Source organism: Rhodoferax sp. GW821-FHT09E07, assembly GCF_059416145.1.
Window position 1 is genome coordinate 419,156 of record NZ_JBWKOP010000004.1, and the last position, 24,817, is coordinate 443,972.

Consider the following 24,817-nt stretch of genomic DNA (forward strand, 5'->3'; position numbering starts at 1 on the left):
GTGCAAGACATGACTGCATTCAGGAGGGACACCTTGAAGGCGACTAGCGTCGCTTTTTGGCAGCCTTCTTCGGCGCTGCGGCCGCTTTGGCGCCTGCCTTGGCATTGCGTGCCGGCTTGGCACTGGCGTGCTGGCGCACCTTGGTTTTGTAACTGGTGCTGCCAGGCATCTCTGCATCGGAACGGTCGACAAACTCGGCACGCCCTTTGCCCTCACGAGGTGCACCTTTGTCTGAACCCGTCCGAGGCTGCAAACTTTGCCCTTCCTGGACCAATCGGAAATCGATCTTGCGACCATCCAGGTCCACGCGGCTTACCTGGATGCGCACCCGCGTACCGATGGCGTAGCGGATGCCCGTGCGCTCACCACGCAGTTCCTGGCGCGCCTCGTCAAAGCGGAAGTATTCGCCACCCAACTCGGTGATGTGCACCAAGCCTTCGACGTACATGGCATCCAGTGTGACGAACAAACCGAACGTAGTGGCAGAAGTGACCACACCGCCATATTCCTCGCCCAAATGCTCGCGCATGTACTTGCATTTGAGCCATGCCTCCACATCGCGACTTGCTTCGTCCGCACGACGCTCGTTGGCACTGCAATGCAGGCCGGCAGCTTGCCAAGCCATGCCCTCCGCGTTCATTTTCTTGGGCTTGATACCGGGCTCCGCCACACGGCTGGCCAGGTTCTTCTCCAGGCGGCGTGCCAACTTGGCATGTGCCTCGCCCGGTGTGGGCAACGCGGGCAGCTGATACTTGGTCTTCGCCAGAATCGCCTTGATGACGCGGTGCACCAGCAAGTCGGGGTAGCGGCGGATAGGGCTGGTGAAGTGGGTGTAGGCGCTAAACGCCAAGCCGAAGTGACCGCTGTTGATGGGCGTGTAAATCGCTTGTGACATGGAGCGCAGCAGCATGGAATGGATTTGCTGCGCGTCCGGCCGGTCTTTGGTGGCGTTGGCAATGGCCTGGAATTCACCGGGCTTGGGGTTGTCTCCAATCGTCAGGCCTATACCGGATGCCTTGAGGTAGTTGCGCAGGGTTTCCTGCTTCTCGGGCGTCGGGCCTTCGTGCACCCGGAACAGGCCGGGGTGTTTGTTTTCCGCAATGAAGTCAGCGCTGCACACATTGGCTGCCAGCATGGCCTCTTCGATCAGACGATGGGCTGTGTTGCGGGTGCGCGGCACGATCTTCTCGATACGGCCGTTTTCATCGCAAACAATTTGCGTCTCGGTGGTTTCGAAATCCACCGCGCCACGCTTCTGGCGTGACTTCAGCAACGCCTGGTACACACCATGCAAGTCCAGCAGCTGGGGCACCAGATCGCGGCGCTTGTTGGCTTCGGGACCGCGGGTGTTACCCAAAATGGCGGCGACCTCGGTGTAGGTGAAACGCGCATGGCTCCACATCACCGCAGGGTAAAACTGGTACGCGTCGACCTCGCCGTCGGCGGTGACGAACATGTCGCACACCATGCACAGGCGCTCCACCTCGGGGTTCAGCGAGCACAGACCGTTGGACAGCTTCTCGGGCAGCATGGGAATCACGCGGCGCGGGAAGTAGACGCTGGTGGCACGGTCATAGGCGTCCACATCGATGGCTGAGCCTGTCTCTACATAGTGGCTCACATCGGCAATGGCCACCAACAGGCGCCAGCCCTTGAGTGCGGTCTTGCCCCGGCCCTTGGTCGCCGGTTCGCAGTACACGGCATCGTCAAAGTCACGTGCGTCTTCGCCGTCGATGGTGACCAGCGGAATGTCCGTCAGGTCAACGCGGTGCGCCTTGTCCTGTGGGCGTACCTTGTCAGGCAGCGTGCGGGCCAATGCCACGCAGGCGTCTGAAAATTCGTGCGGCACGCTGTACTTGCGCACGGCAATTTCAATCTCCATGCCGGGGTCGTCCACTTCGCCCAGCACTTCCTTGATGCGCCCCACGGGCTGGCCAAACAAGGCGGGGGGCTCGATCAACTCAACCACCACCACCTGCCCGGCTTTGGCCACGCTGGTGGCCCCCTTGGGGATCAGCACGTCCTGGCCATAGCGTTTATCTTCAGGCGCTACCAGCCACACGCCGCTTTCCTGCAGCAGGCGGCCGATGATGGGTTGCGTGGAACGCTCCATTATTTCGGCCACGCGCCCTTCGGGTCGCCCCTTGCGGTCACTGCGAACGATGCGGACCTTCACGCGGTCCTTGTGTAGCACCGCACGCATCTCGTTCGGGGGTAAATAAATGTCGGGAGCACCGTCGTCGCGGGACACAAAACCGTGCCCGTCGCGATGACCTTGCACAATTCCTTCAACTTCTTCCAGCAATTGGCTGTTAGGGCTTAAATTTTTGATATACTTCTCTCTTTCCTGAGATGCCCAGATGGCGGAATTGGTAGACGCACTAGTTTCAGGTACTAGCGAGTAACATCGTGGAGGTTCGAGTCCTCTTCTGGGCACCAACAATGGTAATGTAGATATAGAAAAGCCGCTGTGAAAACAGCGGCTTTTTTTTGCCTGTTTGATTCATGCCACTGACCTGTTGCTGCATGGTCAGTGGCAGTGAATTTAAATGGGCAAGGCCACGAGATCGTGCCCTTGTGCGCTCACAATGCGCGCCTTGGTGAACTCACCGACTTTCAGCGTTTTGCTGATCTTCTCGGGTGGCAGCAAACGCACCACACCATCAATCTCGGGGGCATCGGCATAACTGCGCCCCACCCCGCCCTTGCGACCCAGCGCTGGCGCAGAATCCACCAGCACCTGCATCACAGAACCCACCCGGCGTTGCAAGCGCGCGGCAGACACCTCTTCGGCCACGGCCATGAAGCGCGCCCGGCGTTCTTCACGCACTTCAATCGGCAACATGCCCGGCAAATCATTGGCCGTAGCGCCATTCACTGCGCTATAGGCAAAGCAGCCAGCACGGTCAATCTGCGCTTCGCGGATGAAGTCCAGCAAATGCTCAAACTCCGCTTCGGTCTCACCCGGAAAACCGGCAATGAAGGTGCTGCGCACCACGAGCTCGGGGCAGGCTGCACGCCACTGCTGCAAACGGTCCAGATTCTTCTCGCCGCTGGCAGGGCGCTTCATGCGACGCAGCACATCCGGGTGGCTGTGCTGCAGCGGCACATCCAGATAGGGCAATACGCGGCCTGTGGCCATGAAGGGGATGATGTCGTCCACGCTGGGGTAGGGGTACACATAGTGCAAGCGCACCCAGGCACCGTAGGGTTCGGCAATGTCGCCCAGCGCCTGCACCAGCTCCAGCATGCGGGTCTTGACCGGCTTGCCATCCCAGAAACCGGTGCGGTATTTCACGTCCACACCATAGGCCGATGTGTCCTGGCTGATCACCAGCAGCTCTTTTACGCCACCTTCAAACAGCGCTTTCGCCTCGGTCAACACATCACCAATCGGGCGGGACACCAAGTCGCCGCGCATGCTGGGAATGATGCAGAAAGTACAGCGGTGGTTGCAGCCTTCGCTAATCTTCAGGTACGCGTAGTGACGCGGTGTGAGCTTGACGCCCGCTACACCAAAGGACTGTGGCACCAAGTCTAAAAACGGATCATGGGGTTTGGGCAGATTCAGGTGCACCGCATCCATGACTTCTTGCGTCGCATGCGGGCCGGTCACGGCCAGTACCTTGGGGTGCATCTGGCGCACCATGTTGTCACCACCCTCGGTGGTTTTGGCGCCCAAGCAACCGGTCACGATCACACGGCCGTTTTCAGCCAGCGCCTCGCCAATGGTGTCCAGGCTTTCCTTGACCGCATCGTCGATGAAGCCGCAAGTGTTCACGATCACCAGGTCTGCGCCCTGGAAGGTCTTGGAGGTTTGGTAACCCTCAGCGCTCAGTTGCGTGAGGATCAACTCGGAATCGGTCAGGGCTTTGGGGCAGCCCAAGCTGACAAAACCGACTTTGGGAACTGGGGAGGTGCTGACAGGGGATAAAACTTCGCTCATCCCCCTATTGTCCCAGCATTCAGCCTAGGAGCCCAGACCAAGGGGCTTCGGGCATATTTTGCGTCAGCGTTTAAGGCCGAAAGTACCCAAGAATTGCTCGGTCTGCTTTTGCATCTGCTCCTGCATTTGCTGGAACATATTATTGCCAGCCACGCCCGGCACCATGGGCATTTGCATGTCCATCAACGCCTGCATGTTCTTCTCCAGATAGCCACCCATCATGCCCTGCATGGTGTGGCCATAAAACCGGATGATGTTGGCCAACACTGGCGTGGTGAACATGGGGGAACCATTGGCTTCTTCTTCCAAAATGATTTGCAGAAGAATGCTGCGCGTCAGATCCTCACCGGTTTTGGCGTCTACCACTGCAAAGGCCTCGCTGTCCATCACCAGGCGCTTGATTTCTGCGAGTGTGATGTAGGTCGACGTGTCGGTATCGTAGAGACGGCGGTTCGGGTATTTCTTGATGACCCGTTGTGACGACTTGGAATCTTTGGAGCTAGGTTTTTGCATTGCGATCGCCGCCACTCAATGTGAAGGTCAAAATAAGTGTTGCACTGCAACACATTCTAGGGGCGGGCCGCCCCGTTACGACCTAGGATAACCCTAGCGCGAAAGACGCTACTGCAACTGAATCGGTATCTTCTTGAGCCGTTTGTAGAGATGGGGGTACTGGAAAGCAATGCGCTTGAATTCCAGCTCCGCCTGTTTAGTCGTCAGCTTTTGATTGCGAAATAGTGCTGCGTACAACACGGCAAAATTCTTTTCAAACACCCAACGGTGGTGCAGGTTGACAAAAACCGCCTCCCGCGAGAGGGTTGCCGAGGTACCAAATGTCCGCCAAGTTCCATCACCTACACCGACGGCGCGGTCAGACTGGGTGAAGCCGGTGTAAGACACATCGCGCATCGCCAGATAGTCCCCGGTCTGCGCCAGCATTTCCTCGTAGCTTCCCAAAATCTGAAAGTCGCTCAGCTTTAGCGTGTTGTTGAGCTTCGCCCCCCAGGCCTGCAAAAAGCTTTCAGCCAGATTCCGCGTCACCTTGCCAGGCCCGAAAAGCGTATTCACTCCTTTGCTTCCGTCCTGGCTGGCATTGCCAACCAGCGTGGCATGGCGCCCGGGCATGGTGGTGATGAAAAATTCTGTACCCGGAGCGAGTGATGGCAAAACCGGCGAGAAACCACGTGAGCGTTCGTCGGCGGCGTAAATGGCCACGTAGCGCTTCACGTTGCGACCCAAGGTGATCCTGCGGGTGTCAAAGTTGCCAGAGCCCGGAACAGGATCACAGGCAAAAATGTTGATCGGTATGTTGGACCAAGCTTCGATCTCGGCCAGTGCATTCGCAAACATATGGCATGTCACACCGCCACGACTCCAGCCCACGACATTCACACAGTCAATGGGCTTGTTCTTGCGCATGATCTGGATTTTTCTCTGCTGGAGGGCCTGCGGCGAGATGCGAGCATGCAAATCAAAATTGACCGTCTTGGTTGCACCTAGCAAAGCTCTTTCAACCCTGCCAGTGCGCTCTACGGTGTCCACCCCCACCCCGGCAGCCCGAAGAATTTTCGTCTCCGCACGGGTATGAGCCTTGCGCTCCTCGTAGTTCGTGCCTATCAGCACGGCCACAGCATGCTTGACGTTTTCTTCCCAGCCCTTGCCCTGCAGAGTGCCGCGGAGCCCCGAATAATTGCCCGCTGGCACCCACTTTTCTGCTTCCTGAATATTGCCGCTGCCCGGGCCATCCACGATGATCCAGTCCACGAACTCATGTCCCGCATGGTTCTTTGCCAACGTGGAGATCAGCTCGCCCTGGTGGTAGTTCGTATTGGCAAAGTCGTAGCCATTCGAACCAGTCCCGCAGAAAAAGATGGTGAATGCAGCCATTCGCGCCATTCTAGAGCCAAGCAAACGGCTACGACAGGCAACAAAAAAGCACTTCACGTTGCCGTCAAGTGCTTGGTATTTCTCTGAAAATTGGTAGGCGCAATTGGACTCGAACCAACGACCCCCACCATGTCAAGGTGGTGCTCTAACCAGCTGAGCTATGCGCCTACATATTCGAGAGGTGAGAGTATAGCAGCAAACCAGGCGGTGCCCGGACGACCATCGACTGGATCCTGCATTTACAGCATTGCGCTGCGCCATAATTGACGTTTACGTAAACGTAAACAAACCCAACCAACCCAAGGAGTTTTCTATGGATATCGCAGGCAAAGTCTTTATCGTCACTGGTGGTGCTTCGGGCCTGGGCGAAGGTACGGCCCGCATGCTGGCGGCCAAGGGGGGCAAGGTGGTGATTGCCGACATGCAGGCAGAAAAGGGCGAAGCCATTGCCAAGGACATCGGTGGCGCATTTGTGAAATGCGATGTGAGCAATGAAGCCGACGGCCAAGCCGTTGTTGCCAAAGCCGTCTCCCTGGGCAAGCTCATGGGCCTGGTGAACTGCGCAGGCATTGCGCCCGCCGAGAAAACCGTGGGAAAGAACGGCGCACACGCGCTAGCCTCGTTCAGCAAGACCATCACGGTGAACCTGATTGGCAGCTTCAACATGATTCGCCTGGCTGCGGACGCCATGAGCAAAAACGACCCCGAAGCTACCGGGGAGCGTGGCGCGATGATCTCCACGGCATCGGTTGCTGCCTATGACGGGCAGATTGGCCAAGCCGCCTACAGCGCCTCCAAAGGCGGCGTGGTGGGCATGACCCTGCCGATCGCACGCGACCTGGCGCGCAATGGCATTCGCAACATGACGATTGCCCCCGGAATCTTTGGCACGCCCATGCTCTTCAGCATGCCGCAGGAAGTGCAGGACGCGCTGGCGGCCGGTGTGCCCTTCCCTTCGCGCCTTGGCACGCCACAGGACTACGCCAAACTGGCTGTGCACATTTTTGAGAACGACATGCTCAACGGCGAAGTCATCCGTCTGGACGGCGCCATTCGCCTGGCACCGAAATAAGTCAACGGCTCTATCCGTCCGCTCACTTTTTAGCGATGCGCCCGGATAGACGCGATGATGCCCAGCACAAACACCCCGCTGGCCAGCAGCTGCTGCCAGTGGGGCCACACCCCATAACCCACAAACGCATAGAACAAGGCAAACAGCGTCTCACTCACGATAAGCTGGCCGCACAAGCTGGCGCTCAAGCGGCGACTGGCAATGTTCCACAGCACGGTGGCCAGCCATGCCGATCCCACACCAGTTGCTATACAAACCATAGCTGATCGCGCAATATCCTCGCGGGCTAGCAGCACATTCGACTCTGAACCCAGCACCAACCACAAGGCCACAGCCCCCAGTCCGGACGCAATGCCAAGCCAGTTCGTCCAATCGGTCACATTCACCGCATGGTGGTGCTTCAGCCAGGCTGCGTTGAGCACTGCAAACGCCGTCCAGCAGGCCATGGACAAGAGCGCGAAGCCAATGCCACGCCAGTACACCCAGCCACCGGAGGTGTGTTCTGCGACACCTGCCGTCTCCGCACCCATCATCAACAGCACGCCCGTGATGGTGAGCAGCAAGCCCGGCAACAGGCTGCGCCACAGCAGATGCTCCGGCTTGCCGAGCAGCATCACCCAGATGGGAATGGTGCCGATGATGAGCGTGGGCACCTCCACCCCCGCGTCGCGGATGGATAGCACCAGCAGCAGGTAGTAGCCAGAGAAGCCCAGCACACTCAAGCCCAAAGCCGCACCCATCTGTCGCCAAGTGGGCCAGTGCCGCTTGCCGCGCGCCAGCAGCATCACCAGCAAGGCGGTCAGTCCATAGCTGGCAAAGCGGCCGGCGGCGAGATCCACCGCGGCCAAGCCGGGCGCCAATGCAGGCGCTACAAACACCAGCCCCCATAGCGCCCCGGCGGCCAGCCCGGCCAGGACGCCGACTAGCAAACGCGCACCTGACCGTCCAAACGCAAATCCTCAGATACCAAAGCCATCGTCCGCAGCAATCACCGCTCCGTTGATGAAATGGCTTTGGTCCGAACACAGCGTGACCAGAATGGCGTCCAGGTCTTGGGGGTGGCCAATACGCTTGCGCGGCAGCATCTGCACCAGCTTCTGCCCTCCATCGGTTTGCCAGTGGTGGTGGTTGATCTCGGTATCGATGTAGCCTGGGCACAGCGCGTTCACGTTGATGCCGAACTTGCCCCACTCCAGCGCCATGGCCTTGGTCATCTGGATCACGGCCGCCTTGCTCATGCAGTACACGCCAATTTGCGGCAACGGCCGCAGGCCCGCCATCGACGCCACATTCACAATGCGCCCGCCGGTGTAGTTGCCCGGCGCTGCACCCTTGGCGCGCGCCAGCATGCGCTTGCCAACTTCCTGGGCCACAAAAAATGCACCCTTCACATTCGTATTGAACATGAAATCGTAGTCTTCGTTGGACACATCCTGCAGGCGCTGCGTGGTGCTCACTCCTGAGTTGTTGACCAGTATGTCGATAGACCCGACCTCGGTTTCGGCGCGCGCAACGGCGGCCCCAATGGAATCCTGGTCGGTCACGTCCAGCTCCACCACATGGGCGTCTCCCCCCATGCCTTCAATCTGCGCGCGCAAATCCTTGAGTTTGTCCACTCGGCGACTGGCCAGCACCACCGCGGCACCCGCGCTCGCCAATGTTTTGGCAAACTGCGCGCCGAGTCCACCGGATGCGCCCGTAATGAAAGCTACACGCCCTGAGAGATCGATGCTGTAAGCCATTTAGAGTGCCTCCTCAAAATAAAAAGAACGGTCGTTCTTTTTTGTGAATTCAGCGAATAAAATCCAACTCCAGTTCGGTCCGCCTTTGAGTACGCGTGCCAATCAGAAGACCACCCATTATTAAGCGAGACACCCCATGACAAACCAGGAAATTCTGGCCCAGTTCGGCCCCCGTGAATCCATGGAGTACGACGTGGTCGTCGTCGGTGGTGGCCCCGGTGGTCTGGCGACCGCCATCCGCCTGAAACAACTGGCGGCAGAGAAAGGCACAGACGTCTCGGTGGTGGTGTTGGAGAAGGGTTCCGAGCCCGGCGCGCACATTCTGTCGGGCGCCATCATGGACCCCAAGGCACTAACCGAACTGATCCCGAATTGGAAAGAACTGGGCGCCCCGCTGAACCAGCCGGTGACTGATGATGCCTACGTCTTCCTGGGTGAAAAAACCGGCGTACGCGTACCCAATTTGGCGCTGCCGCCGTTTGCCCATAACCACGGCAACTACATCATCAGCCTGGGTGCCGTCACCAAATGGCTTGCCGAACAAGCAGAAGCGCTGGGCGTGGAGATCTTCCCTGGCTTTACCGCAGCTGAAGTGCTCTACAACGACGACGGATCGGTGAAAGGCGTGGCCACCGGCAACATGGGCGTGGGCAAGGACGGCGAGCCCATGGAAAGCTTCCAGCTCGGCATGGAGCTGCTGGGCAAATACACCGTGTTTGCCGAAGGCGCACGCGGCCACCTCGGCAAGCAACTCATCGCCAAATTCAAACTTGACGAAGGCCGTGACCCGCAAAGCTGGGGCATTGGCATCAAGGAACTGTGGGAGATTGACCCCAGCCGCCACAAGCCGGGTTTTGTGATGCACACCGCGGGCTGGCCCATGGAGTCCGACACCTATGGCGGCGCCTTCCTATACCACCTCGACGGCAACAAGGTGGCTCTGGGCTTTGTGACTGGCTTGGGCTATTCCAACCCCTACTTGAGCCCCTTCGAGGAATTCCAGCGCTGGAAGACGCACCCCAATGTGCGCTACTACCTCGAGAACGACAAGGGTGAAATCACCGCCAAGCGCCTGGGGTATGGCGCGCGCGCCATCAACGCCAGCGGCATCAATGCCCTGCCCAAGACCGTGTTCCCCGGCGGCGCACTGATTGGTTGCAATGCGGGCTACCTGAACGTGGGGCGCATCAAGGGCAGCCATGCGGCCATCAAGACCGGCATGCAGGCCGCCGAAGCCGCCTACGACGCGGTCGTGGCAGGCCGCCAGCACGACGAGCTGAGCGCCTACCCCGAAGCGTTCGAGAAAAGCTGGCTGCACACCGAGCTGAACAAGGACCGCAACTTCAAGAACTGGTTCAAGTACGGCCTGACCATTGCGACGTTGATGAACGGATTCGAACAGCTCGTCCTGCGCGGCCATATCCCCTGGACGCTGCGCCGCACCAAACCGGACTACGCTTACCTCAAGCCCGCGGCCGAGTGCAAGCCCATCGTCTACCCCAAGCCCGATGGCAAGCTGACGTTTGACCGCCTGTCCAGCGTGTTCATCAGCAACACCAACCACGAAGAACAGCAGCCCGCGCACTTGACGCTGAAAGACGCATCGGTGCCCGTCAAGATCAACCTGGCCAAGTACGCAGGCCCCGAAGCCCGCTACTGCCCCGCAGGTGTGTACGAGTTTGTGAAGAACGAGGACGACACCGACCGCCTGCAGATCAACGCGCAGAACTGCGTGCATTGCAAGACCTGCGACATCAAGGACCCCACGCAAAACATCGTCTGGGTCACACCCGAAGGCGGCGGCGGGCCGAACTACGCCGGCATGTAAAAAACGGGGCTTCGGCCCCGTTTTTTATTTATGCCAAGGAATTACGCCGGCGCTGCCACGCTCCACTGCCGTGTCACCTCACCGGCGCTGTTCACGCTTTCCAGCGCCACCCCAAAGCCCCAGAGGCGCGCCGTGTGCTTGAGCACTTCCAACGTGCTGTCGCCCAGCGGCCGGTTCTGAAACTGGGTGTGGCGCAGCGTGAGCGTGCGGTCGCCGCGCAAGTTCATGTTCCAGACCTGGATGTTGGGCTCGCGCGTGCCCAGGTCGTACTGCTGCGACAGGGACTGGCGTAGCTCCCGGTAGCCCAGTTCGTCGTGGATGGCGGCCACCTCCAGCTGTGCCTTCTTCTCATCGTCATGCACGGCAAAGAGGCGCATGTCGCGCATGAGCTTGGGCGAGAGAAATTGGCCGATGAAGCTCTCGTCCTTGAAATTGCGCATGGCGTGGTCCAGCGTGGGCAGCCACGGACGACCGGCAATATCGGGGAACCAGAAGCGGTCTTCGTCCGTCGGCGCATCGCAGATACGTTTGATGTCGGTGTACATGGCAAAGCCCAGCGCATAGGGGTTGATGCCGCTGTAGGCGCGGTGCCCCACGGGCGGCTGAAAGATCACGTTGGTGTGCGAACTCAGCCATTCCATCATCATGCCGTTGCTCAGATGTCCATCGTCGTACATGGTGTTGAGCAGCTTGTGGTGCCAGAACGTGGCCCAGCCTTCGTTCATCACCTGGGTCTGGCGCTGCGGGTAAAAGTACTGGGCAATCTTGCGCACTAGCCGCACCACTTCACGCTGCCAGGGCTCCAACAGCGGCGCATTTTTCTCAATGAAGTACAACAAGTTCTCTTGCGGTTCGGCGGGAAAGCGCTGGCTCTCGGGTGCATCCTCGGGCTTATCGGCGCCCTTGGGCACCGTGCGCCACAGGTCGTTCACCTGCTGCTGCGCGTAGGCCTCACGCGCGCGCCGCGCACTGAGTTCCTGCGCCAGGCTCTTTTTGCTGGGCCTTCGGTAGCGGTCCACCCCAAAATTGGCCAGCGCATGGCAGGAGTCCAGAAAAAGCTCCACCGTCTCCAGGCCGTAGCGCTCTTCGCACTCACTGATGTAGCGACGCGCAAACACCAGGTAGTCGATGATGCTGGAGGCGTCCGTCCACATGCGGAACAGGTAGTTGCCTTTGAAGAAACTGTTGTGCCCATAGGCCGCATGCGCAATCACCAGTGCCTGCATGGCGGTGGTGTTTTCCTCCATCAGGTAGCTGATGCAGGGGTCCGAGTTGATGACGATCTCGTACGCCAAACCCATGTGGCCGCGGCGGTAGCGCTTGTCGGTGGCGATGAACTCCTTGCCATAGCTCCAGTGTCGGTAGTGGATAGGCATGCCCACGCTGGCATAGGCATCCATCATCTGTTCAGCCGTGATGATTTCCAGCTGGTTGGCATAGGTGTCCAGGCCAAAGCGGGCGGCGGTTTCGCGGATCACATCGTGGTAACGCTCAATCAGTTCAAAGGTCCAGTCGCTGCCGTCCGGCAAGGGCTCATTCGCACGCGGCGGCGCTGGCATGGGCTCTTGCAAGACAATGCGCGTGCGGCGCTCGCCGCTCGGCGGAATGCGGGCCGGGTCGTCCAGATGACGGTGCTCCACCGGGCGCTGCGCGAGGATGGGAAGCAGGTCACTCATACAGTCTCGCCTTCCTTCTTGAACAGGTCTCGGAACACCGGGTAGATGTTCTCGGGACTGGTGACCTTGCGAATGGCGAAGTTGGCGTGCTCTTCGGCCAGCTGCGCATATTCTTCCCACAGGTCCTGCTCAGTATCGGCCACCTGCACATAGGCAAAGTAGCGGCACAGCGGCAGCAGCGCGTCGCTGAGCAGATCGCGGCAACGCCCGCTGTCGTTGCTGAAATTGTCCCCATCACTGGCCTGGGCGCCGTAGATATTCCATTCCGACGCAGGGTAGCGCTGCTCCAGAATTTTTTGCATCAGCTCGAGCGCACTGCTGACCACCGTACCGCCGCTCTCGGTAGCGTGGAAGAAGGTGTCTTCATCGACCTCCTGCGCCTGCGTGTGGTGGCGGATGAAGACGATGTCGATCTTTTCGTAGTGGCGGGTCAGAAACAGATAAAGCAGGATGAAGAACTGCTTGGCCAAGCCCTTACGCTCCTCATCCATGGAGCCAGACACGTCCATGAGGCAGAACATCACGGCCTTGGAAGTGGGCACAGGTGTCTTCACCCGACCGCGGAACCGCAGATCCACCGGATCCAGAAACGGGATCTTCTTGATCCGCAGCTCTAGCTCCTGGATCTCCAGGCGCAGCGTGCGTATCTCGCGCTCGTGACCCGAGGGATCGCGTTCCAGTTGCGCCAGCAACAGCCTCTTCTGTGCCAGCTCCCGCCGCGCGCCGGTACCCAGCGCCAGGCGACGGCCAAGAGCACCGCGCATGGAACGCAGGATGTGCAAGTTGTTGGGTGTGCCGTCCCGCGTGTAGCCTGCGCAATGGGTCTTCCACTCGGGTGTCTCGCCAATCTGGGTGCGCATCAGGTGGGGCAAGGCCAGCCCTTCAAAAAACACCTGCATGAACTCTTCCTTGCTGAGCGTGAAGACAAAATCATCTTCGCCCTCGCCCGAATCACTGGCCTGCCCTTTGCCCCCGCCTGCACCGCCCTGGGGGCGCTTGATGCGGTCACCACGCAGGTGGTCGGTGTTGCCGGGGTGCACCGTGTCGCGCACACCACCCTCCCCGTGGTGAAACACAGGCTCGCTGATGTCTTTCTTGGGAATGGTGACGTTCTCGGCTTGCTCGATGTCACGAATGCCGCGGCCTGCCACGGCCTTGCGCACAGCTTCGCGGATCTGGTCTTGGTGGCGGCGCAAAAACCGCTCCCGGTTGCCAATGGACTTGTTCTTGCCCGCCAGTCGGCGGTCAACGATTTGCAGGGCCATCTTCAACCTTTCGTGCCGGACTCCTTACGAACTCTTGCGCACCCTCAGGTACCACTCGCATAGCAGGCGCACCTGCTTGGCGGTGTAGCCTTTTTCCACCATGCGTGTCACAAAGTCTTCGTGCTTCTTGGCCTCATCGGCACTGGCCTTGGCATTGAAGCTGATCACGGGCAGCAGCTCCTCGGTGTTCGAGAACATCTTCTTCTCGATCACCTGGCGCAGTTTCTCGTAGCTGGTCCACGCCGGGTTCTTGCCCTGGTTGTTGGCCCGCGCGCGCAGCACAAAGTTGACGATCTCGTTGCGAAAGTCCTTGGGATTGGCAATGCCTGCCGGCTTCTCGATCTTCTCCAACTCGGCGTTCAGGGCCACGCGGTCAAACACCTCGCCCGTATCGGTGTCCCGGTACTCGTTGTCCTGGATCCAGTAGTCCGCATAGGTGACATAGCGGTCAAAGATGTTCTGCCCATATTCGCTGTAGCTCTCCAGGTAGGCGGTCTGGATTTCCTTGCCAATGAACTCTGCATAGCGCGGGGCCAACAGCTCTTTGATGAAGCCGGTGTACTTCTGTTCCAGATCAGCCGGGAACTGCTCCCGCTCAATCTGTTGCTCCAGTACATACATCAGGTGCACGGGGTTGGCCGCCACCTCAGCGCTGTCAAAGTTGAACACCTTGGACAAAATCTTGAATGCAAAGCGCGTGGACACGCCGGTCATGCCCTCGTCCATGCCTGCGTAGTCCCGGTACTCGTGGTAGCTCTTGGCACGCGGGTCGGTGTCTTTCAGGCTCTCGCCGTCGTACACCTCCATCTTGCTGAACAGGCTGGAGTTCTCAGGCTCCTTCAGCCGCGTGAGGATGGCAAACTGGCTCATCATCTTGAGTGTTCCCGGGGCACACTTGGCCTGGCCGAGTGACGAATCGCGGATGAGTTTTTCGTAAATCTTGACCTCTTCGCTCACACGCAGGCAGTAAGGCACCTTGACGATGTAGATGCGGTCCAGAAACGCTTCGTTGTGCTTGTTATTGCGGAAGGCTTTCCACTCGCTCTCGTTGCTGTGGGCCAGCACCACGCCGTCAAACGGAATGGCGCCAAAGCCTTCGGTGCCCTTGAAGTTGCCTTCCTGTGTGGCCGTCAGCAGCGGGTGCAGCACCTTGATGGGCGCCTTGAACATTTCCACAAATTCCAGCAGCCCCTGGTTGGCCAGGCACAGGCCACCCGAGAAGCTGTAGGCATCGGGGTCGTCCTGCGAAAAGCTCTCCAGCTTACGGATATCCACCTTGCCCACCAGGGACGAAATGTCCTGGTTGTTTTCGTCACCGGGTTCGGTCTTGGCCACACCGATCTGGCGCAGAGTATTGGGATAACGCTTGACCACCTTGAACTGGCGGATGTCGCCACCAAACTCATCCAGCCGCTTCACGGCCCAGGGCGAGAGGATGCGTTGCAGGTACCGCGGAGGAATGCCGTAGTTCTCCTGCAGCACCGGGCCATCTTCCTGCGCATCAAACAGACCCAACGGACTTTCGTTCACCGGCGAGCCCTTGATGGCATAGAACGGCACCTGCTGCATGAGGTGCTTGAGTCGCTCGGCCAGAGAACTCTTGCCACCGCCCACAGGGCCCAGCAGGTACAGAATCTGTTTGCGCTCTTCCAGCCCTTGCGCCGCGTGGCGGAAGTAGCTCACCACCTGCTCGATGGCATCTTCCATGCCATAGAACTCGGAGAAGGCGGGATAGACCTTGATCAGCTTGTTGGCAAAGATACGCGAGAGCCGTGGGTCGTTGCGGGTGTCCAGCACCATCGGCTCACCGATGGCTGCCAGCATGCGTTCAGCCGCCGTGGCATATGTGAGCGGGTTGCGTTTGCACTCAGCCAGATACTCGTCGAGAGTCATCTCTTCTTCGCGGCTGCGTGCATGGCGGGCTACGTAGTTACCAATGGCGTCCATAAGACCTCCGGGCTGGAACAACAAACCTGAATCCCTCACGATGGATTCTTGATTTCAGTATATGCCTTGGACTGCGGCACAGTCCAGTTGGTTCCCCATCTCGGTGTTGTTTGGAAGGCGAATAAACACGCGGCTATGCCCCTGCTTTTCAGAGGACTTCTTTTCTCGCTAGGCGTGCTGCGTATCCAGTGCGTTCAGGCCCGCCACCATCTGCGCGCGGCAATGCTCCATGAGCGCGGGCATATCGTTCAACGTCATGCCCTTGGTGGCGATAGGCGGCAGAGTTTGGATGGTGATGGATCCGCTGTGCCAGCGGTTGAGGTCCATGCTGCGCTTGTAGTTGCTGCAGCACAGCGGAATAATGGGCACGCCGGCGTTGATGGCCATCTGGAACGCGCCCTTCTTGAAAGGAAGCAAACCCTGGCCAAGGTTGCGTGTCCCTTCCGGGAACACCCAGATCGATGTGTCCTGGTGTTGCATCACGTCAGTGGTTTTGAGCATGGCCTGCTTGGCCTTGAACGCATTGCCACGGTCAATCAGGATGTTGCCTGCCAACCAGTAAATCTGGCCAAAAAAAGGAATCCATTTCAGGCTCTTCTTACCCAGGGACACGGTGCGACGTGGCACAGCGCCCCCCAGCACAAACAGGTCCCAGTTCGACTGGTGATTGGCCACGATGATGAAGGGGTTGGACAGTGTCAGCATGCCCAGCGTGTCCAACTGCACCTTCAGACCCAGAATGCGAAGCGCCGGTGCGGAATACACCCAGCCACACAGCCGCGAGTTGTCGGGGTTGAATGGACGGGCAAAGCAGATGACAAAGTTGATGGCCGAAGCCAGCAGGAAGTACAGACCCAGCAAGGCCAGGCGAAGGATAAGGAGCATGCGCGCAAGTTTAGGTGAGCCGCTGCGGCCCCACTTTGCGGTGGGTCAGAGATCGCGCAACCCATCTGGGTTGGCCAGGTCGTGGCGGCTGGTTTAGAATTCCGACCAGTCAGGAGAGAGCTTCCCGTGTGGAGGCCGCCGAAGGCGCAGGACGGCTGATTGCAGCGGTCTGAACGCTCAGGCAAAAGGACTGACATCCGTTGGCGGCTTGGCTGCCAACGACACCCCACTGGAGAGAGGCTACACACGCTGCAGCCCACCGAAGGAGCAACCCGCAGTCTGCGCACACTGTGCACGCAGGCCCGGCGAATCTCTCAGGTAAAGCGGACAGCGGGGGCAGCACCGGGCGGGCGCAGCCATGCACCCACCCCGGTTTTTGACTTGCCCCTACCTGGATTGCCGCCATGTCCGCCACCGACGCCGCTTTGTTGACCACACCGCTCAACGCCCTGCACATCGAACTGGGTGCCCGCATGGTGCCGTTTGCCGGCTACTCCATGCCCGTGCAGTACCCCGCCGGCCTGATGGCGGAACACCACCACACCCGCAACGCCGCCGGCCTGTTTGATGTGTCGCACATGGGCCAGTTGCGCCTGGTGGGGCCGGACGCCGCCGCCGCGTTTGAAACGCTGATGCCCGTGGACGTGATCGATCTGCCGGTTGGCAAGCAGCGCTACGGCCTGCTGCTGACGGACGAGGGCACCATCATTGATGACCTGATGTTCTTCAACAAGGGCGACAACGAACTCTTCGTCATCGTCAACGGCGCCTGCAAGGTGGGCGACATCGCGCACATCCAGGCCAAGATCGGCAGCCGCTGCCAGGTCGTCCCCCTGCCCGACTACGCGCTGTTGGCGCTGCAGGGCCCGCAGGCTGTGACCGCCCTGTCCCGCCTGGCGCCCGGTGCGGAGAAGCTGGTGTTCATGACCGGTGGCAACTTCACCGTGGACACCGGCACCCAGAAGATTGACGTGTTTTTGACGCGCAGCGGCTACACCGGCGAAGACGGGTTTGAAATCTCCGTCCAAAACGACCACGCGGAAGCCCTGGCCCGTGCCCTGCTGGCCCAGCCCGAAGTGAAGCCGATTGGCCTGGGCGCGCGCAACTCGCTGCGCCTGGAAGCCGGCCTGTGCCTGTATGGCAACGACATCGATACGACCACCAACCCGGTGGAAGCCAGCCTGCTCTGGGCCATGCAAAAGGTGCGCCGCACTGGCGGAGCACGGGAAGGCGGCTTCCCGGGTGCTACAAAAATACTAGCTGCTATCGCAGACTCTACGGGGGCTGTAGCCCGGAAACGCGTAGGACTGATCGCGCTGGAGCGCATCCCCGTGCGTGACCACACCGAGCTGCAGGACGGCGCCGGCAACAAGATCGGCGAAGTGACCAGCGGCCTGCTCGGCCCCACCATCGACAAGCCCGTGGCCATGGGCTATGTGGACGCGGCCTGGGCGGCTGTGGGCAGCAAGGTGGTGGCCATCGTGCGTGGCAAGCCCGTGCCCATGGAGGTCAGTGCCATGCCCTTTGTGCCCACACGCTATTACCGCGGCTAAACCCGGCGCCGGGGCGGCTAAAGTCTGCCTTGGCAGGTTCGTTTTTATTGTTTGATTCCTTTTCTATTACCCGTTTTTCAGGAGTTCTCCATGTCTATCAAATACACCCCCGACCACGAATGGCTCAACGTTGAAGGCGGCATCGTCACCGTGGGCATCACCCACCACGCGCAAGACGCGCTGGGCGATGTGGTGTTTGTGGACCTGCCCGAAGTGGGCGCGTCGATCGACGCCAAGGCCGTGGCCGGCGTGGTGGAGTCCGTCAAGGCCGCTGCCGACGTCTACATGCCCGTGAGCGGCGAGATCACCGAAGTGAACGAAGCCCTGCGCGCCGACCCCAGCCTGGCCAACACCGACCCGCTGGGCGCCGGCTGGTTCTTCAAGGTCAAGCTGTCCAACCCCTCTGAGTTGGACGGCCTGATGGACGAAACGAGCTACACCGCCTTCTCCGCCAGCTAAACACCTGCCGCCTGCCTGCCATGCCAACGACCTCTGCCCCCACCTCCACACCCACGCTCAGCCAGCTGGAAAACGCCAGCGAATTCCACGCACGCCACATTGGCATTGATGCCGCCGACGAAGCGCTGATGCTCAAGGCCATCGGCGAGACCTCACGCCGTACGCTGATCGACAGCTTCGTGCCGCGATCGATCGCACGATCCAGCAAGATGGACATTCCCGCTGCGATCACCGAAGCCGCGGCGCTGGCCGAGATCAAGGTGCTGGCAGGCAAGAACAAGGTGCTCAAGAGCTTCATTGGCCAAGGCTATTACGGCACACACACGCCCGGTGTGATCCTGCGCAACATTCTGGAGAACCCCGCCTGGTACACCGCCTACACGCCCTACCAGGCCGAGATTTCGCAAGGCCGCATGGAAGCGCTGGTCAACTTCCAGACCATGGTGTGTGACCTGACCGGCATGCCGATGGCCAACGCGTCCATGCTGGACGAAGCCACGGCAGCGGCCGAAGCCATGACGCTGGCCAAGCGCAGTGTCAAAAGCAAGAGCAACGTGTTTGTGGTGGCCGGCGACTGCCACCCGCAAACCATTGAGGTGATTCAGACCCGCGCCAAGCCGCTGGGCATCACCGTGCAACTGGCCAACTCCGCGCCCGAGTGGGAAACCGCGCTGGCCGGCGACTACTTTGCCGTGCTGGCGCAGTACCCGGCTACCAGCGGCCGCATTGACGACCTGCGTGCCGATGTATCCACCGTGCATGGCAAGAACGCCGCCTTTATCGTGGCCGCCGACCTGCTGGCGCTCACACTACTCACGCCGCCCGGCGAGTTTGATGCGGACATTGTGGTCGGCACCACGCAGCGCTTCGGCATGCCGCTGTGCAACGGTGGCCCGCACGCCGCCTACATGGCCTGCCGCGACGAATACAAACGCTCCATGCCCGGCCGCATTGTGGGCGTGAGCATCGACACCCATGGCAACCCGGCCTACCGCCTGGCGCTGCAAACGCGCGAGCAGCACATCCGCCGCGAAAAAGCCACCTCCAACATCTGCACTGCTCAGGTGCTGCCGGCGGTTATCGCCAGCATGTACGCCGTGTACCACGGCCCCGAGGGCCTGACCCGCATCGCCCAGCGCGTGGCCAAGTTCACTGCCATCCTGGCCAAGGGTCTGGAGCAGCTAGGTGCCCCGGTGCGCGCGCAGGCCACCTTTGACACGGTAACGTTGAAGACTGAGGACGCTACCAATTCGATAGCTGCTCGCGCAGTATCCGCGGGGGCCAACCTGCGAATTTACTTTGAGAACTACCTGTGCATCAGCCTGGACGAAACCACCACGCGTGACGACCTGGCGCTGGTGTTGAGCCTGTTCGCCAAGCCCGGCCAGGCCCTGCCCAGCGTGGAAGCGCTGGAGGGCACCGCCGACTCGCTGATCCCCGCCGCACTGCGCCGCACCAGCAAGTTCCTCACGCACCCGGTGTTCAACACCCACCATTCCGAGACCGGCATGCTGCGCTACATCCGCATGCTCTCTGACAAGGACCTGGCGCTGGACCGCAGCATGATTCCGCTGGGCTCTTGCACCATGAAGCTCAACGCCACCAGCGAGATGATCCCCATCACCTGGCCCGAGTTTGCGAACATTCACCCATTCGCCCCCGCCGACCAGCGCCAGGGCTACACCGAGCTGGACGCGCAACTGCGCGCCTGGCTGTGCGCCGCCACCGGTTACGCCGGCATCAGCCTGCAACCCAACGCCGGAAGCCAGGGGGAATATGCTGGTCTGCTGACCATTCAGGCCTACCACGCCAGCAAGGGCGAAGGCCACCGCAACATCTGCCTGATCCCCAGCAGCGCGCACGGCACTAACCCCGCGTCTGCCCAGATGGTGGGCATGCAAGTGGTGGTGACCAAGTGTGACGACAACGGCAACGTGGACATGGCCGATCTGCAAGCCAAGTGCGAACAGCACAGCGCCAACCTGGCCGCAGTGATGATCACCTACCCCAGCACCCACGGCGTGTTTGAAACCAGCGTGAAAGAGCTGTGCGCCCTGGTGCACCAGCACGGCGGCCGTGTGTACGTGGACGGCGCCAACATGAACGCACTGGTGGGCACTGCCGCCCCCGGCGAGTTTGGCGGCGACGTGAGCCACCTGAATCTGCACAAGACCTTCTGCATCCCCCACGGCGGTGGCGGCCCCGGTGTCGGCCCCGTGTGTGTGGTGGCCGACCTGGTACCCTTCCTGCCCGGCCACGCCACCGGTGGCGTGCCTGGCACCGGCGCGGTCAGCGCGGCGCCCTTGGGTAATGCGGCGGTGCTGCCGATCAGCTGGATGTACTGCCGCATGATGGGCGCGGACGGCCTGCAGCACGCAACCGAAGCGGCCATCCTGGCGGCCAACTACATCAGCGCACGATTGACCGACCACTACCCCACGCTGTACGCATCGGCCAACGGCCACGTGGCGCACGAGTGCATTCTGGATCTGCGCGGCTTCAAGGACACCTGCGGCGTGATGGCCGAAGACGTGGCCAAGCGCCTGATGGACTATGGCTTCCACGCGCCCACGCTGTCCTTCCCCGTGCCTAACACGCTGATGGTGGAGCCCACCGAGAGCGAAACGCTGGCCGAGCTGGACCGTTTTATCAACGCGATGATTGCCATCCGCGGCGAGATTGCCCGCGTGGAAAAAGGCGAATGGCCGCAAGACAACAACCCACTCAAGCACGCCCCGCACACGGCTGCTAGCCTGCTCGGTGGCGAGTGGGACCGCCCCTACAGCCGCGAGGTGGGCGCCTTCCCGGTGGCCAGCCTGAAAGCTGTGAAATACTGGCCCAGCGTGGGCCGGGTGGACAACGTGTATGGCGACCGCAACCTGTTCTGCAGCTGCGTTCCGTTGACGGAATACGCCGAAAACTAAGTTGAAATTCAGGGTGGCACTGCATTGCATGCAGCCACCCTGGCCAGGCTGGACCTGGCATCGCAGCGGGAGAGCCTGGCGCCTAAAAGCGCCAGCGCCGAAGGAGCAACCACCCCGGAAACTCTCAGGCAAAAGGACCGCTTCGATCATTAGCACTCTGAAGAGCTGCCGCGGCCAGTCCCGCAGCACACCGCAGGAGCAAGCCGTGGGCCCACAAGGCCGGCGGTGAATCTCTCAGGTCTCAAACAGAGGGGGTCGTCACCGGCACATGGTGTGCGGGTGGGCGACCTCTTTGTTTGCGACTGTTCTTTACGAGAGTGCTTCATGAAACACATTGCCATCATCGGCGGCGGTATCACCGGCGTCACCAGCGCTTACACCCTGGCCCAGGCGGGTTACCAGGTCACCCTGATCGAGAAACACCGCTACGCGGGCATGGAAACGTCCTATGCCAACGGCGGGCAGCTCTCCGCGTCCAATGCCGAGGTCTGGACCCACCCCAGCACGATTGTGAAGGGGCTGAAGTGGATGTTCACCAAGGACGCGCCCTTGTTGATGAACCCCACGCCCACCTGGCACAAGCTAAGCTGGATGGCCGAGTTTGTGGCCGCCATTCCCAAGTACCGCGACAACACCGAGGCCACCACACGCTTGGCCATTGCCGCGCGCCAGCACCTGTTTGGCTGGGCCGAGAAGGAAGGCATTGACTTCGACCACAAGCGCCAAGGCATCTTGCACATCTACCGCAACAAGGCGGGCTTTGACCACGCGGGCAAAGTGTCCACCATGCTGGCCGCCGGTGGTCTGGCGCGCCGCGCGGTGACGCCAGAGGAGATGCGCGCGATTGAGCCCACGCTGCAGGGTCAGTACTACGGCGGTTATTACACGGAGAGCGATTCCACCGGCGACATCCACAAATACACGCACGGCCTGTCACAGGCCTGCGCCCGCCTGGGCGTGACGTTCTTGTACGGCCACCAGGTGCTCAAGGCGTCCGCCGATGGCACACGCGCAGAGCTGGTGTTGCAGAGTGAAGCAGGCACCGAAACCCAGACGTTTGACGGCGTAGTGGTGTGTGCCGGTGTGCATGGCCGCAGCATTGCCGCGCAGTTGGGCGACCGTTTGAACATCTACCCGGTCAAGGGCTACTCCATCACCGTGCACCTGAATGACGAGGCCAGCCAGCAAGCCGCGCCACAGGTGAGCCTGCTGGACGATGAAACCAAGTTGGTGACCAGCCGTCTGGGCCAGGATCGCTTCCGCGTGGCGGGCACGGCCGAGTTCAATGGCTTCAACCACGACATCCGCGCTGACCGCATCCGCCCCCTGGTGAACTGGGTCAACCAATGCTTCCCCGGGGTGAGCACGCGCCGTGCAGAGCCCTGGGCCGGCCTGCGGCCGATGATGCCCAACATGCTGCCGCGCGTCGGTGCAGGCAAAAAAGCCAACGTGTTCTACAACACCGGTCACGGCCACCTGGGCTGGACCCTGTCGGCCATCACCGCGCACCAATTGGTGGGGCATGTGCAACAGCACTTTGCAACACAAGCCACTTCATCCACACTAAGCACCCTAGGAGCCCCCCATGGCAGTATCCGTATTTGATCTCTTCAAGATCGGCATCGGCCCCAGCAGCTCCCACACCGTGGGGCCCATGCGAGCAGCGCGGCAGTTCGTCACGCGGCTGCAGCACAGCGGTCTGCTGACACAGACGGCCACGGTGCGCTGCTGGTTGCACGGCTCGCTGGGCGCCACGGGCAAGGGCCACGCCAGTGATGTGGCCGTGCTGCTGGGCTTGAGCGGTTTGGAGCCCGACACGGTGGAGGTAGAGCAGATCGCGCCCACGCTGGCACAACTCCGCAGCAGCCAGCGCATCACGCTGGGCGGCGTGCAAGCGATTGACTTCCGCGAGAAAGACGACCTGCTCTTCATGCGCGCGCCCCTGCCCTTCCACGCCAACGGCATGCGCTTTGTGGCGCTGGATGCGGCAGGCAACGAGCTGTCGGAGCGCATCTACTACTCGGTGGGCGGCGGCTTTATCGTGAGCGATGAGGTGGCGGCCGACGGCACACGGCAAAAGGTGATCGCGCCCGACGCCACCGTGCTGCCCCTGCCCTTCACCAGCGGCGAGGCGCTGCTGCAGCTCACGCAACAGCACAGCCTCAGCATTGCGCAGATCATGCGCCGCAACGAGCAGCATTGGCGCAGCGACGCCGACATCGACAGCGGCCTGCTGCGGATCTGGCAGGTCATGCAAGCCTGCGTGCAGCGCGGCTGCGCCACCGAAGGTGTGCTACCCGGCGGCTTCAAGGTCAAACGCCGCGCCAAGGCCCTGCGCGATGCGCTGGTGGCCAAGCCCGAGGAAGCGCTGCGCGACCCGCTGCAGGTGCTGGATTGGGTCAACCTCTACGCCCTGGCCGTGAACGAAGAAAACGCCGCCGGTGGCCGCGTCGTCACCGCACCCACCAACGGCGCGGCCGGCATCATCCCGGCCGTGCTGCACTACTACACACGCTTTGTGCCGGGCGCCACGGACGCTGGCGTCATCGACTTCCTGCTCACCGCCGCCGCCATCGGCATCCTCTACAAGGAAAACGCCAGCATCAGCGGGGCCGAAGTGGGCTGCCAGGGCGAGGTGGGCGTGGCCTGCAGCATGGCCGCCGCCGCACTGTGCGCGGTGATGGGCGGCACGCCCGCGCAGGTGGAAAACGCTGCCGAGATTGGCATGGAACACCACCTGGGCCTAACCTGTGACCCCGTGGGCGGGCTGGTGCAAATTCCCTGCATCGAACGCAACGCCATCGCGTCCGTCAAGGCCATCAATGCCGCCCGCATGGCGCTGCGCGGCGACGGCAGCCACTTTGTGAGCCTGGACAAGGTCATCAAGACCATGCGCGAAACCGGCGCCGACATGAAGACCAAGTACAAGGAAACTGCACGCGGCGGGCTGGCGGTGAATATTGTGGAGTGCTGAGGCCTTTATCACACGTGCAAGTCTTTTCAAATAACCAACAAAGGTAAGTTTTATAAAATGGACAATTGAACATCCAACCTGGACAAACCTGCTCTTCCGTATTTCGGTGTGTTTGCAGGTGTTACATGTCCCCTACTGCAAGCAATGTCTAGTCGCGAAAGATCCACTACAGCCCGCAAACTTCTGTTGCCGAAGTTCGAAATAACCGAACTTAGTGATGAAACTGATGCTGAGGCGACAACGGTACAGGTACTTGATACAACATACTTTGTTCGCCCCAAACTGGTCCCCGATCACACCATTCGTCGTGATGGCAAACCGCGATGGACACCTCATCAGTTCAACCTCTATCCGGTGGTCCTAGACTCTCATGGGGTTCCTTGGGCAGAAGCTAACGTTTACATACTTGCTCGCCTAGAAGATGCCTTCCGACCTGCGATGTCCACATACGCAGGCATTGCAGACGACCTTGCGGCATACCGAAGATTTTTGGATGAGCGCGACATTGATTGGTTAGACTTTCCCCTTAATAAACATACACGGCCTACTTACCGCTTCAACGGGTACTTAAAGACCGCGATCTGAATCGCCCCGGGTTTTGTAGACACCTGATAACCTCAATTCCAAGAGGTAGAAGTGTTTATGAACAAACAAACGAA

Annotated in this window: 17 protein-coding genes, 2 tRNA genes and 3 riboswitches; of the genes, 8 read left to right on the plus strand and 11 right to left on the minus strand. The window is 60.6% G+C overall.

Annotated elements, in window-relative coordinates:
• Positions 1 to 43: 43 nt before the first annotated feature.
• A complete protein-coding gene (rnr, locus tag AC07OE_RS10290; protein WP_495070463.1) occupies positions 44 to 2,305 on the minus strand; it encodes a ribonuclease R in 2,262 nt (753 codons plus the stop codon).
• 49 nt (positions 2,306 to 2,354) lie between these two features.
• Here rnr and AC07OE_RS10295 point away from each other — a divergent pair.
• A tRNA-Leu gene (locus tag AC07OE_RS10295) sits at positions 2,355 to 2,439 on the plus strand.
• A 106-nt stretch (positions 2,440 to 2,545) separates the two neighbouring features.
• On the opposite strand, the gene rimO is transcribed toward AC07OE_RS10295, so the two are convergent.
• The 4 genes from rimO to AC07OE_RS10315 all read right to left on the minus strand — a co-directional run bounded on the left by rimO (position 2,546) and on the right by AC07OE_RS10315 (position 6,001).
• On the minus strand, positions 2,546 to 3,946 hold the full coding sequence (rimO, locus tag AC07OE_RS10300) for a 30S ribosomal protein S12 methylthiotransferase RimO (protein WP_495070464.1): 1,401 nt from the start codon (positions 3,944 to 3,946) through the stop codon (positions 2,546 to 2,548).
• A gap of 63 nt (positions 3,947 to 4,009) precedes the next feature.
• Positions 4,010 to 4,459, minus strand: a complete 450-nt coding sequence (gene phaR / locus AC07OE_RS10305) for a polyhydroxyalkanoate synthesis repressor PhaR (RefSeq protein ID WP_495070465.1) — start codon at positions 4,457 to 4,459, stop codon at positions 4,010 to 4,012.
• A 108-nt stretch (positions 4,460 to 4,567) separates the two neighbouring features.
• Positions 4,568 to 5,833 (minus strand): hypothetical protein, encoded by a 1,266-nt coding sequence (locus tag AC07OE_RS10310; protein WP_495070466.1) that lies wholly within the window; start codon positions 5,831 to 5,833, stop codon positions 4,568 to 4,570.
• A gap of 91 nt (positions 5,834 to 5,924) precedes the next feature.
• A tRNA-Val gene (locus AC07OE_RS10315) sits at positions 5,925 to 6,001 on the minus strand.
• A gap of 145 nt (positions 6,002 to 6,146) precedes the next feature.
• Between AC07OE_RS10315 and AC07OE_RS10320 the strand changes: the two genes are divergently transcribed.
• The gene (locus AC07OE_RS10320; protein WP_495070467.1) at positions 6,147 to 6,905 is read left to right on the plus strand and encodes a 3-hydroxyacyl-CoA dehydrogenase; all 759 of its coding nucleotides are present in this window, start codon (positions 6,147 to 6,149) and stop codon (positions 6,903 to 6,905) included.
• A 29-nt stretch (positions 6,906 to 6,934) separates the two neighbouring features.
• Here the strand turns inward: AC07OE_RS10320 and AC07OE_RS10325 are convergent, their stop codons facing one another.
• Together AC07OE_RS10325 and AC07OE_RS10330 are read right to left on the minus strand one after the other, a co-directional pair.
• Positions 6,935 to 7,834 carry a DMT family transporter gene (locus AC07OE_RS10325; RefSeq protein ID WP_495070468.1) on the minus strand — a complete coding sequence of 300 codons (900 nt, stop codon included), beginning with the start codon at positions 7,832 to 7,834 and terminating at the stop codon, positions 6,935 to 6,937.
• Between the two features lie 30 nt (positions 7,835 to 7,864).
• A complete protein-coding gene (locus AC07OE_RS10330) occupies positions 7,865 to 8,647 on the minus strand; it encodes an SDR family oxidoreductase (protein ID WP_495070469.1) in 783 nt (260 codons plus the stop codon).
• 136 nt (positions 8,648 to 8,783) lie between these two features.
• Here AC07OE_RS10330 and AC07OE_RS10335 point away from each other — a divergent pair, with 136 nt between their 5' ends.
• Complete coding sequence (locus tag AC07OE_RS10335) at positions 8,784 to 10,475, plus strand: electron transfer flavoprotein-ubiquinone oxidoreductase (RefSeq protein ID WP_495070470.1); 1,692 nt, start codon at positions 8,784 to 8,786, stop codon at positions 10,473 to 10,475.
• 41 nt (positions 10,476 to 10,516) lie between these two features.
• Here the strand turns inward: AC07OE_RS10335 and AC07OE_RS10340 are convergent, their stop codons facing one another.
• The 4 genes from AC07OE_RS10340 to AC07OE_RS10355 all read right to left on the minus strand — a co-directional run bounded on the left by AC07OE_RS10340 (position 10,517) and on the right by AC07OE_RS10355 (position 16,248).
• Entirely contained in the window at positions 10,517 to 12,034 is a 1,518-nt protein-coding gene (locus AC07OE_RS10340) for a SpoVR family protein (RefSeq protein WP_495070494.1), read from the minus strand.
• Between the two features lie 113 nt (positions 12,035 to 12,147).
• Positions 12,148 to 13,416, minus strand: a complete 1,269-nt coding sequence (locus tag AC07OE_RS10345; protein ID WP_495070471.1) for a YeaH/YhbH family protein — start codon at positions 13,414 to 13,416, stop codon at positions 12,148 to 12,150.
• Positions 13,417 to 13,440: 24 nt separating this feature from the next.
• Positions 13,441 to 15,363, minus strand: a complete 1,923-nt coding sequence (locus AC07OE_RS10350; RefSeq protein WP_495070472.1) for a PrkA family serine protein kinase — start codon at positions 15,361 to 15,363, stop codon at positions 13,441 to 13,443.
• A gap of 168 nt (positions 15,364 to 15,531) precedes the next feature.
• Positions 15,532 to 16,248 (minus strand): lysophospholipid acyltransferase family protein, encoded by a 717-nt coding sequence (locus AC07OE_RS10355; protein ID WP_495070473.1) that lies wholly within the window; start codon positions 16,246 to 16,248, stop codon positions 15,532 to 15,534.
• A gap of 100 nt (positions 16,249 to 16,348) precedes the next feature.
• Positions 16,349 to 16,451, plus strand: a riboswitch (glycine riboswitch).
• 16 nt (positions 16,452 to 16,467) lie between these two features.
• Positions 16,468 to 16,589: riboswitch (glycine riboswitch) on the plus strand.
• Between the two features lie 63 nt (positions 16,590 to 16,652).
• On the opposite strand from AC07OE_RS10355, the gene gcvT reads away from it, so the two are divergent.
• The 5 genes from gcvT (at position 16,653) to AC07OE_RS10380 (ending at position 24,158) form a co-directional block, all read left to right on the plus strand.
• The gene (gcvT, locus tag AC07OE_RS10360) at positions 16,653 to 17,801 is read left to right on the plus strand and encodes a glycine cleavage system aminomethyltransferase GcvT (RefSeq protein ID WP_495070474.1); all 1,149 of its coding nucleotides are present in this window, start codon (positions 16,653 to 16,655) and stop codon (positions 17,799 to 17,801) included.
• A 90-nt stretch (positions 17,802 to 17,891) separates the two neighbouring features.
• Positions 17,892 to 18,260, plus strand: coding sequence for a glycine cleavage system protein GcvH (gcvH, locus tag AC07OE_RS10365; protein ID WP_495070475.1), 369 nt, complete (start codon positions 17,892 to 17,894; stop codon positions 18,258 to 18,260).
• A 20-nt stretch (positions 18,261 to 18,280) separates the two neighbouring features.
• The gene (gene gcvP / locus AC07OE_RS10370) at positions 18,281 to 21,184 is read left to right on the plus strand and encodes an aminomethyl-transferring glycine dehydrogenase (RefSeq protein ID WP_495070476.1); all 2,904 of its coding nucleotides are present in this window, start codon (positions 18,281 to 18,283) and stop codon (positions 21,182 to 21,184) included.
• 56 nt (positions 21,185 to 21,240) lie between these two features.
• Positions 21,241 to 21,334: riboswitch (glycine riboswitch) on the plus strand.
• 174 nt (positions 21,335 to 21,508) lie between these two features.
• Positions 21,509 to 22,789, plus strand: coding sequence for a D-amino acid dehydrogenase (locus tag AC07OE_RS10375; RefSeq protein ID WP_495070477.1), 1,281 nt, complete (start codon positions 21,509 to 21,511; stop codon positions 22,787 to 22,789).
• A complete protein-coding gene (locus AC07OE_RS10380) occupies positions 22,770 to 24,158 on the plus strand; it encodes an L-serine ammonia-lyase (RefSeq protein WP_495070478.1) in 1,389 nt (462 codons plus the stop codon). The genes AC07OE_RS10375 and AC07OE_RS10380 overlap by 20 nt, the downstream gene beginning before the upstream one ends.
• Positions 24,159 to 24,817 lie beyond the last annotated feature (659 nt).